The sequence below is a fragment of the Pseudokineococcus basanitobsidens genome (assembly GCF_037482545.1).
Classification (GTDB): domain Bacteria; phylum Actinomycetota; class Actinomycetes; order Actinomycetales; family Quadrisphaeraceae; genus Pseudokineococcus; species Pseudokineococcus basanitobsidens.
Genome location: NZ_JBBIAA010000016.1, coordinates 41,922 through 51,006, shown reverse-complemented (window position 1 = coordinate 51,006; position 9,085 = coordinate 41,922). Strand labels below are relative to the sequence as shown.

Below are 9,085 nucleotides of genomic sequence, written 5' to 3'. Positions count from 1 at the left end.
ACCGGCGCCGACCGTCAGCCGTCCGTCACCTCGGGCGGCAGGTGGTCGAACCAGTCGACGACGGCCTCTTCGTACCGCAGCCCGAAGTTGAGGGTCACGAGGTCGACCGGCCGGGCACCGGCCGCGAGGGCCTCGTCCCGCTGCCGCCGGTAGCCGGCGAGGCGTCCTACGTGCTCGGCCCGGTGCGCGGCGACGAAGCCGGCGAGCTGCCCCGGCGGTAGGTGCCGGGCGAAGGCGAGCACGAGCAGCAGCGGGTACCGGATCTGCTCCTGCGCCGGGGGCTCGGACAACCACGCCCGGAACGCCCCCCGGCCGGCGTCCGTGAGGGCGTAGGCGCGGCGGTCCCGTGCTCCCGCCTCCTGCGCCTCGACGAGGCCGGCGTCGGCCATGGCGGCGAGCTCCCGGTAGACCTGGCTGCGCGTCAGGCTCCAGAAGTCGCCGATGGACGCCTCGGCCGTCTGCACGAGGTCGTAGCCCGACTGCGGGCCGTCGTGCAGGAAGCCCAGCAGCGACGCCGCCGTCGCGTTCACCCTGCGCGCCACCCGACCTCCCTCCTTTCACTCCCCACCCACCTCTTGACCATCCACAGTAGACGGTGCATGCTCCCCACATCACAGTCCACTGTGGACCGTCACGGAGGGGAAGCCCCCATGGACCTGCACACGGCACTGCTCGTCCCGCACGTCGCCGCGGGCGCCCTCGGCCTCGGCCTCGGCCCGGTCGCGATGCTCCTCCCGAAGCGCCTCGACCGGCACGGGGTGGTCGGCCGCCTCTACGTGGCCGTCACCGTGGTGATGACGACGAGCGCGCTCGGCCTCGTCGCGCTGGCACCGAGGCGGCTCTGGGGGTTCGCGATCATCGCGGTGGCGACCCTCGTCACGGCGCTGGCAGGCGCCGCGCTCGCGCGGCGGCGCCCCCGCGGCTGGCTGCCGGTGCACGTGCGGCTCATGAGCGCGTCCTACCTGTCCTTCGTCACCGCCTTCCTCGTCGTCCAGTGGTCGAGCCCGCTGGCCTGGCTGCTGCCCACGCTCGTCGGGTCGCCGCTCATCGCGCTCGCGGTGCACCGTCTCCCCGCCGCGGCGCGGACGGCGGGCGGCGGCCCGCGGCGGTCACCGAGCCCCGCCGGGGCGACGGGCTGAGGCGCAGCAGCGGACGACCGCCACGTCACGGCGTCGTCACGGTCGCGACGTGTCGGCGACGGCGGCACCAGCGCGACGGCGGGCGGTGGCAGAGTTCGACGCCGCACCCCGTCGCCCCGCACCGGAGGACCCCGTGAGCAGGACCCGCTCGAGCAGGACCACCACGACCGCCGCCGCCCTGGGCGTCCTCGCGATGGTGGCCGTCGCCGGCTGCGGCGGGCAGGAGGCGGGGACGACCGAGTCCGGGGTCGAGCTCGTCGACGCCGGGGCGATCACGACCTGCACGCACCTGCCGTACGAGCCCTTCCAGTTCCAGGAGGGCGACGAGGTCGTGGGCTTCGACGTCGACGTCGTCGACGAGGTCGCGGACGACCTCGGGGTCGAGCAGAAGATCGTCAACACGCCCTTCGAGACCATCCAGTCCGGGGAGGCGCTCAACGCCGGGCAGTGCGACCTCGCCGCCGCCGGCATGACGATCACCGACGTGCGCGAGCAGAACCTCGACTTCTCCGACCCGTACTTCGACGCCACGCAGGCGCTGCTCGTCCCGGCCGACTCGGGCATCGACTCCGCCGAGGGCCTCGACGGCCTGCGCCTCGCCGTCCAGTCCGGCACCACGGGAGCCGACTACGCCGCCGAGAACATCCCCGGCGCCGAGCTCGTCACGTACGAGGACCTCGGCCTGCTGCTGACCGCGGTGCAGACCGGCCAGGTGGACGCGGGCATCAACGACAACGGCGTCCTGCTCGACTTCGTCGCCAAGAACCCGGAGCTCGCCGTCACGACCGAGTTCGACACGGGCGAGCAGTACGGCATCGGCGTCCGGACGGGGAACACCGCCCTGCTGGACCAGGTGAACGCGACGCTCGAGCGGATCCAGGACGACGGCACCTACGACGAGATCTACGCCAAGTGGTTCGGCGAGGCGTCGACGGGCGCTCCGTCCGCGAGCGCCGAGCCGTCGGCGAGCAGCTGAGAGGGGTGGGACGGACGGGGCGGCCGGGGAGGCGGCCATGACGACGCAGGCCGCCCCGCGCGGGCGGCGCGGGCTCCGCGAGACCCTGCGCTCCCCGCGGCGTCGGGCGCGCCTGAGCCGCGGCGTCCAGTACGCCGTCCTCGTCGTCGCGCTCGTCCTGCTCGTCTCGCTCGCCGACCTCGGCGAGATCCGGCGGGCCTTCTTCAACACCGAGGTCGCGGCGGCGCAGCTGCCGGCCGTCATCACGGTGGCGCTCGTCAACACGGTCATCTACACGCTGCTGGGCTTCGTGCTCGCCTTCGCCCTCGGCCTGGTGCTCGCGCTCATGCGCCTGTCGACCGTGGCGCCCTACCGCTGGATCGCGACGGTCTACATCGAGGCGTTCCGCGGGCTGCCCGCGCTGCTCGTGTTCATCGCCATCGGCACCGGCATCCCGCTCGCCTTCCCGGGCGTCTTCCTCGACCGCTACCTCGCGGTCACGCTGGCACTCGGCCTCGTCGGCGCGGCGTACATCGGCGAGACCATCCGCGCCGGCATCCAGGCGGTGCCGAGGGGCCAGGTCGAGGCCGCGCGCTCGCTCGGCATGTCGCAGACGCGGGCGACGGTGACGATCGTCATCCCGCAGGCCTTCCGGATCATCCTGCCGCCGCTGACCAACGAGCTCATCATCCTGACGAAGGACTCGTCGCTGACCTACGTCCTCGGGTCGACCTTCGCCCAGCAGGAGCTGACGCAGTTCGGCCGCAACGCGCTGAACCAGTACCAGAGCCTGACGCCGGTGCTCGTGGCCGGCCTGTGCTACCTCGTCATCACGGTGCCGCTCGGCTTCGTGGTGCGACGGCTCGAGTCGAGGACGGCGAGGTCCCGATGAGCGCCCGCACGACCGGCTCCGAGCCCGTCGTCCAGCTCGACGGCCTCGTCAAGCGCTTCGGCGACGTCGAGGTGCTCCGCGGCATCGACCTGCAGGTGGCCCGCGGAGAGGTCGTCTGCGTCATCGGCCCGTCCGGCTCGGGGAAGTCGACGCTCCTGCGCTGCGTGAACCTCCTCGAGCAGCCCAGCGGGGGGCGCGTGGTCGTGCGCGGCACGGACGTCACCGACCCCGACTGCGACATCGACGCCGTCCGCCGGCACGTCGGGATGGTCTTCCAGGCCTTCAACCTGTTCCCGCACCTCACGGTGCTGGAGAACTGCACGGTGGCGCAGCGGAAGGTGGCGAAGGTCGGGAAGGAGCAGGCGCAGCAGCGGGCGCAGCACCACCTGGGCAGGGTGGGGCTCGGCGACCGCGGGGACGCGTACCCCGCGCAGCTGTCCGGCGGGCAGCAGCAGCGCGTCGCCATCGCCCGGGCGCTGAGCATGGAGCCCGACCTCATGCTCTTCGACGAGCCGACGTCGGCGCTCGACCCCGAGCTCGTCGGCGACGTCCTCGAGGTGATGCGCGGCCTCGCCGACGAGGGCATGACGATGCTCGTCGTCACCCACGAGATGGCCTTCGCCCGCCAGGTCGCCGACCGCGTGGTCTTCATGGACGGCGGGGTCGTCGTCGAGGAGGGCCCGCCGTCCCAGGTGGTCGACGCGCCGCGGGAGGCCCGCACCCGCGACTTCCTGGACCGGGTCCTCAACCCGACCCGCGCGCGGGGCGCCGACGGCTGACGCCCCGTCCGTCCTACGGCGGCCGGCTCTCGTGGCGCGTCGGCGGACGCGCCGTCGCGTGGGAGCGCCCGCTGACCGAGGCGGACCGCCGTCATCTGGGCGACCGCGCGCCCGGACGGGATCAGCCCGTGCTCGGGGTCCGGGTGGCCGGCGAGGGTGTCGGCATCCGTGACCGTGCACGGTCACGGATGCCGACCACTGCTCCGCGGCGGCGGGCCGGGAGCCTCTGCGTCCGCCGCTGGCCCCGTCAGCGACGCACCCATCGCTGGTAGCCGATGCCGGCGGCGTACGTCGTCGACTCGGCGAGGCGCAGCCCCGACTGCTCGTACCCGTCCGGGAAGAGCCGTCGGCCGGCGCCCTGGACGACGGGGTAGGTGAACAGGCGGTACTCGTCGACGAGACCGGCCGTCACGAGGGCGTGGCACAGCCGGATCGACCCGGTGCAGACGACGTCCTTGCCGGGCCGCTCCTTGAGGGCGCGGACCTGGGCGACGAGGTCGTCGGGTCCCGCGGCGGCCATGACGGTGGTCCCCGCCCAGCCCGGCTCGGTGAGCGTCGACGACACGACGTGCTTGGCGACCCCGTTCAGGTAGTCGGAGATGCCGGTGGTGTCACCGGCGAGGTCGCGCCAGTAGCCGCGGAAGTCCTCGAAGGTGCGGCGCCCCACGAGCAGCGCGTCCGCGGCGGCGTCCTGCCGGCGGTTCTCCGCCATGAGGTCCTCGTTGGCCGGTCGGCCCTGCTCCTGGTCGTCGAACCAGTCGCCGAGCATCTCGACGCGACCGTCGAGCGTGACGTTCTGGGTGATGGCGAGCGTGCGCACAGCGCCTCCGGCGGGTCGGGGGGGTCTCGGGCCGGGACCGGACGGGCCCCTCGAGAGACCGACCCCGGACGCCGCCGCGGCTCATCGGTCGTCGCCGGCGGATCGGCACGGTTCCGACTGCAGGTCTGGTACACCGTGCCACACGATTGGTACGGTGTACGAAAGACACCCGACGAGAGAGCGGAGGACGGGTCGTGGGACTCGAAGGGCTGCAGGACCGGGTCGCGGCGACGGACGCGGTGTGGCAGTGGCTGGTGCTGCTGCTCGGGGGCGCGATCCCGTTCGTGGAGAGCTACGGGGCGTCGGCGATCGGGGTGCTCGTCGGTGTCCCCTTCGGGCTGGCGGTCGCCGCGGCCGTGGTCGGCAACGTCATCAGCATGGTCGCCGTCGTGACGGTGGGCGACGCCCTGCGTCGACGTGCCCGGTCCCGGCGCGAGCCGCGCCCGCCGTCGGCGCGCACGGAGAAGCTGCGCCGGAGGTTCGACCGCTTCGGCGTCCCGGGCGTGAGCCTGCTCGGGCAGACGGTGCTGCCGAGCCAGATCACCTCGGGCGCGCTCGTCGCCTTCGGCGCGGACCGCCGCCAGGTGATCGCCTGGCAGGTGGTGTCCATCGTGGTGTGGGGCCTCGCCTTCGGCGGGCTCGCCACCGCGGGGCTCTACGCCGTCGAGGGCTGACGTGGCGCCCGTCGTCGGCGGCCCCGGCACCGCCCCCGACAGCGCCGGCGCCACCGGTGCGGGCCGCGGAGCACGTCCGGACCGTCGCGAGCAGATCCTCGTGGCGGCGGACCAGGTGGTCGCCGAGGAGGGGTTCTCGGCGGTCTCGGTGCGGACCGTCGCGGCCCGCGCCGGCATCGGCGCGAGCACGCTGCGCTACTGGTTCCCGTCGCAGGACGACCTCGTCACGGCGCTGGCGCGGCGCCGCGTCGACCCCTTCCTGGACGACCGCCGCATCGCGGACGCGGCGGTCCCCCCGGTCGAGCGCCTCGCCGAGTGCCTGGCGCAGCTGCTCCCCGCCGCGGAGGCGGACCGGCCGGTGCTCGAGGACTGGGCGGCGCTGCTGAGCACCGCCGTGGGCCCGCACGCGACGCCGCTCGGGCGCGCTCTCTACGCCGGCGGCCAGCAGAGCGTCGCCGCGCGGGTCCGCGCGTGGCTCGACGTCCTCGTCGCGGAGGGCGCCCTGCCCGCCGGGCGCGTGCCGACGGCGGTCCCGGCGCTGCTCACGCGGGCGGACGGGCTGGCGCTGGGGCTGCTACCCGGCGGGGCGGTGCCCGACCTCGCGACCGCGCTCGCCGTCCTGCGCGCCGACGTCGAGGCGCTCCTGCGACGGCCGGACGTCGCCACCGCGGACCCGTGACCGACCGCCCTCGCGACCGGCCCGGGAGGTCCACACTCGCCGCGTGGCGTACGACGAGCAGCTCGCCGACCGGGTCCGTGCCGTGCTGGACGACGAGCCGGACGTCGACGAGCGCCGCATGTTCGGCGGCCTCGCCCTCCTGCTCGGCGGGCGGATGGCGGTGGCCGTGACCGGCCGGGGCGGGCTCATGGTCCGGGTCGGCCCCGCAGGCGTCGGCCCCGACGCGGCGGAGGAGCTGCTCGACCGGCCCGGGGTGGAGCCCGTCGTCATGCCCGGCCGCCCGACGCGCGGGTGGGTGCACGTGCGGGCGGAGCGGCTGGGGGACGACGCCGCGCTGGAGGAGTGGGTGCGGCGCGGGGCCGACGAGGCGCGCCGCGGTGCGGGCGGCAGCGGTGACGGGGGCGACGGCGAGGACGGACGACCGTGACCGACGACCTGGCCCGCCGCACCGTCGCCAACCGCCGGCGCGTGGCCGACCTCGTCGAGCGGCTCGACGAGGCGCAGCTGGCGTCGCCGAGCCTGTGCGCCGGATGGTCCTGCCGGGACGTCGTCGGGCACCTCGTCATGGCGGTCGACCTCTCCGTCCCCCGGTTCCTCCTCGAGGTGCTGCGCGACCGCGGCCGCGTGGCCAGGACGTCCACGCGCGTGGCGCAGCAGGTCGGCGCGCGACCCGTCCCCGACCTGGTCCACGCCCTGCGCGAGCACGCCGGGGACCGCCTGTCGCCGCCGGGCGTGGGACCGACGGGACCCTTCGTGGACTCCTGCATCCACCTGCGGGACATCGCCCTGCCGCTCGACCTGGACGACGGCCCCCCGCTCGAGGACTGGGCGCGGGTGCTCGACCTGCTGCGGACGCCGCAGGCCCGGGCGGCCGGCTTCCTCCCGCGCGGGCGGCTCGACGGGCTGCGGCTGCGCGCCACCGACCAGGGGTGGAGCGCGGGCACCGGCGCGGAGGTGGCCGGGACGAGCGAGGCGCTCGCCCTCGCCGCGACGGGTCGCGCGGTGGGCCTGGCGGAGCTGGAGGGCCCCGGCCTCCCCCTCCTGCGGCAGCGCGTGGCGCCCGGCGGCTGACCCCGCCTTCCGGCTCGTCCGCGGACGACGCCGCAGGGGTCGACCGGAGCCTCGACCGGGGGCAGGCTCTGCCCATGGCCGAGGACTTCAACACCCGGGTGATCCGAGAGTTCCGCGAGAACGAGGGCCGGGTCGGCCCGCCGTTCGAGGGGGCGCCGATGATCCTCGTGCACCACCGTGGTCGCCGGTCCGGCGAGGAGCGCGTCACGCCGCTCGTCTTCCAGCCGGTCGGGGACGCGTTCGCCGTCTTCGCCTCCGCCGCCGGGGCCCCGGAGCAACCGGCGTGGTACCTCAACCTCGTCGCCGCCCCGGAGACGACCGTCGAGGTCGGCGCCGAGCACCGCGGGGCGCAGGTCCGGGTGGGCGTCCGCGACCTCACCGGCGAGGAGCGCGACCGCGTCTGGGAGGAGCAGAAGCGCCGGGCCCCCGGCTTCGCCGACTACGAGGAGAAGGCCGCCCCGCGCCAGATCCCCGTGGTGCTGCTCGAACCGCGCTGACGAGACCCGTCGCCCGCCGTCGACGTCGACGCCGTGCCGTGCCGTGACGGGTGCGCCCTCGGTGAACGTGGCGGACGACCGCTGGACGCGGGCGACCCGCTGCGGTCGGCTTGCCTCATGCGCCTCCTCGTCCTCGGCGGGCCCCTCTCCCTCGACCGACGCCTCCTGGACGCGCGGTGACCGGCCGCCGGCTCCGTCCCGTGCCGGCCGCCGGTGCGGGCGCACCGCCCCGCTTGCCGGGACGAGACGTCCCCGCTGCCACCGCGCCACCCCTGCTGCGGGTGCTCGTCGGGCAGCGGCTGCGGCGGGCGAGGACCCACCGCGGCCTGACCCTGCGCGACGTGGCCGCGCGGGCGGACGTCTCGATCGGCCACCTCTCCCAGGTCGAGCGGGGCCTGTGCGAGGTCTCCTCCGAGGTGCTCGCCGCGGTCTGCCGGGCTCTCGGGCTGCCGCTGGCGGCGCTGCTCCGCGGGGTGGTCGTGGACCTCACCGTCGCCGCAGGCGAGGACGGCGACGCCGTGCCGCTGACCGCGGTGCCCCGCCGGGCGGGGGCCGCGGCGGTGCTCGGGCCGCCCGTCCACGCGCACCGCCGCAGCGCCGACGCGGTGCTGCGCGCGGCCTGACCCCCGTCCACGGCGGGACCCTCGTCCGAGGTCGTGGCCTCGGGCACCCGGGTCTACCGTCCGGGCATGCCTGCCCGCACCGGCACCCTCGGCTCGACGACCGTCTCCCGCGTCGGCTTCGGCGCGATGCAGCTGCCCGGTCCGGGCGTCATGGGGCCGCCGCGTGACCACGACGAGGCCGTGGCCGTGGTGCGGCGGGCCGTAGAGCTCGGCGTCGACCACGTGGACACGGCGAGCTTCTACGGGCCGGACGTCGCGAACCGCTTGCTGGGAGAGGCGCTCTCGCCCTGGCCGCAGCACGTCGCCCTCGTCTCGAAGGTCGGGGCCCGGCGGGACGAGCAGGGCGCCTGGCTCGCCGCCCTGGCCCCGGACGACATCCGGCGCTCGGTCGAGGACGACCTGCGGGACACCGGAGCCGGCCGACTGACCGCCGTGAACCTGCGCCTGCACGACGACACCTCGGACGAGGTCCTGCGGACGGGTCTGCGGACGCTGGCCGGGCTCGTCGACGAGGGGCTCGTCGGTGGTGTCGGCGTGTCCACGGTCGACGAGCGCCAGCTGGCGCTGGCCTGCGACGAGGTCGACGTCGTGTGCGTCCAGAACCAGTACGGGCTGCTCGACCGCAGCGGCGAGCGCGTGCTCGAGGCGGCCGGGGAGCGCGGCATCGCCTACGTGCCCTACTTCCCGCTCGGGTCGGCCTTCGGCGCGGCACCCCGGCCGGCCGAGCACCCGACGGTGCAGCGCGTCGCCGCCGACCTCGGCGTGACGCCCTCGCAGGTCGCCCTCGCCTGGCTGCTGCACCACGCCGACCACGTCCTGCTCATCCCGGGCACGAGCTCGCTGGCCCACCTCGAGGAGAACGTCGCCGTCCGCGACGTCGTCCTGCCGGACGACGCCGTCGCCGAGCTGGACGCGCTCGCCCCGCCCGCCTGAGGTCGCCCGTCGACGGGTCGCGC

Annotated in this window: 13 protein-coding genes; 11 read left to right on the top strand and 2 right to left on the bottom strand. The window is 75.5% G+C overall.

The genetic code is table 11. The features are described from left to right. Positions 1 to 14 precede the first annotated feature (14 nt). Positions 15 to 542 (bottom strand): PadR family transcriptional regulator, encoded by a 528-nt coding sequence (locus WDZ17_RS12555; protein WP_339575506.1) that lies wholly within the window; start codon positions 540 to 542, stop codon positions 15 to 17. Positions 543 to 650: 108 nt separating this feature from the next. Here WDZ17_RS12555 and WDZ17_RS12550 point away from each other — a divergent pair, with 108 nt between their 5' ends. The 4 genes from WDZ17_RS12550 to WDZ17_RS12535 all read left to right on the top strand — a co-directional run bounded on the left by WDZ17_RS12550 (position 651) and on the right by WDZ17_RS12535 (position 3,765). Further along, a complete protein-coding gene (locus WDZ17_RS12550) occupies positions 651 to 1,139 on the top strand; it encodes a hypothetical protein (RefSeq protein ID WP_339575505.1) in 489 nt (162 codons plus the stop codon). A gap of 193 nt (positions 1,140 to 1,332) precedes the next feature. After that, a complete protein-coding gene (locus WDZ17_RS12545; RefSeq protein ID WP_422631981.1) occupies positions 1,333 to 2,115 on the top strand; it encodes a transporter substrate-binding domain-containing protein in 783 nt (260 codons plus the stop codon). A gap of 37 nt (positions 2,116 to 2,152) precedes the next feature. Further along, a complete protein-coding gene (locus WDZ17_RS12540) occupies positions 2,153 to 2,986 on the top strand; it encodes an amino acid ABC transporter permease (protein WP_339575503.1) in 834 nt (277 codons plus the stop codon). Beyond that, entirely contained in the window at positions 2,983 to 3,765 is a 783-nt protein-coding gene (locus WDZ17_RS12535) for an amino acid ABC transporter ATP-binding protein (RefSeq protein ID WP_339575502.1), read from the top strand. The genes WDZ17_RS12540 and WDZ17_RS12535 overlap by 4 nt, the downstream gene beginning before the upstream one ends. A 247-nt stretch (positions 3,766 to 4,012) precedes the next feature. Here the strand turns inward: WDZ17_RS12535 and WDZ17_RS12530 are convergent, their stop codons facing one another. After that, on the bottom strand, positions 4,013 to 4,585 hold the full coding sequence (locus tag WDZ17_RS12530; RefSeq protein WP_339575501.1) for a dihydrofolate reductase family protein: 573 nt from the start codon (positions 4,583 to 4,585) through the stop codon (positions 4,013 to 4,015). A gap of 194 nt (positions 4,586 to 4,779) precedes the next feature. Here WDZ17_RS12530 and WDZ17_RS12525 point away from each other — a divergent pair, with 194 nt between their 5' ends. From WDZ17_RS12525 to WDZ17_RS12495, 7 genes are all read left to right on the top strand, one after another. Then, entirely contained in the window at positions 4,780 to 5,259 is a 480-nt protein-coding gene (locus tag WDZ17_RS12525; protein WP_339575500.1) for a hypothetical protein, read from the top strand. A gap of 1 nt (position 5,260) precedes the next feature. Further along, positions 5,261 to 5,938 carry a TetR/AcrR family transcriptional regulator gene (locus WDZ17_RS12520; protein WP_339575499.1) on the top strand — a complete coding sequence of 226 codons (678 nt, stop codon included), beginning with the start codon at positions 5,261 to 5,263 and terminating at the stop codon, positions 5,936 to 5,938. 43 nt (positions 5,939 to 5,981) lie between these two features. Next, positions 5,982 to 6,365, top strand: coding sequence for a TfoX/Sxy family protein (locus tag WDZ17_RS12515; RefSeq protein ID WP_339575498.1), 384 nt, complete (start codon positions 5,982 to 5,984; stop codon positions 6,363 to 6,365). Beyond that, positions 6,362 to 7,009 (top strand): maleylpyruvate isomerase family mycothiol-dependent enzyme, encoded by a 648-nt coding sequence (locus WDZ17_RS12510; protein WP_339575497.1) that lies wholly within the window; start codon positions 6,362 to 6,364, stop codon positions 7,007 to 7,009. The genes WDZ17_RS12515 and WDZ17_RS12510 overlap by 4 nt, the downstream gene beginning before the upstream one ends. Before the next feature lie 74 nt (positions 7,010 to 7,083). Next, positions 7,084 to 7,506: a nitroreductase/quinone reductase family protein gene (locus WDZ17_RS12505; RefSeq protein WP_339575496.1), complete on the top strand. Its 423-nt coding sequence runs from the start codon at positions 7,084 to 7,086 to the stop codon at positions 7,504 to 7,506. A gap of 233 nt (positions 7,507 to 7,739) precedes the next feature. After that, on the top strand, positions 7,740 to 8,129 hold the full coding sequence (locus WDZ17_RS12500) for a helix-turn-helix domain-containing protein (RefSeq protein ID WP_339575495.1): 390 nt from the start codon (positions 7,740 to 7,742) through the stop codon (positions 8,127 to 8,129). 66 nt (positions 8,130 to 8,195) lie between these two features. Continuing rightward, positions 8,196 to 9,062: an oxidoreductase gene (locus WDZ17_RS12495; protein WP_339575494.1), complete on the top strand. Its 867-nt coding sequence runs from the start codon at positions 8,196 to 8,198 to the stop codon at positions 9,060 to 9,062. Positions 9,063 to 9,085 lie beyond the last annotated feature (23 nt).

What these genes read in the sequence shown, in the direction of transcription:
- WDZ17_RS12550 (WP_339575505.1), top strand. Translation starts at nt 651, where the DNA reads ATGGACCTGCACACGGCACTGCTCGTCCCGCACGTCGCCGCGGGCGCC.
- WDZ17_RS12545 (WP_422631981.1), top strand. Translation starts at nt 1,333, where the DNA reads ATGGTGGCCGTCGCCGGCTGCGGCGGGCAGGAGGCGGGGACGACCGAG.
- WDZ17_RS12540 (WP_339575503.1), top strand. Translation starts at nt 2,153, where the DNA reads ATGACGACGCAGGCCGCCCCGCGCGGGCGGCGCGGGCTCCGCGAGACC.
- WDZ17_RS12535 (WP_339575502.1), top strand. Translation starts at nt 2,983, where the DNA reads ATGAGCGCCCGCACGACCGGCTCCGAGCCCGTCGTCCAGCTCGACGGC.
- WDZ17_RS12505 (WP_339575496.1), top strand. Translation starts at nt 7,084, where the DNA reads ATGGCCGAGGACTTCAACACCCGGGTGATCCGAGAGTTCCGCGAGAAC.
- WDZ17_RS12495 (WP_339575494.1), top strand. Translation starts at nt 8,196, where the DNA reads ATGCCTGCCCGCACCGGCACCCTCGGCTCGACGACCGTCTCCCGCGTC.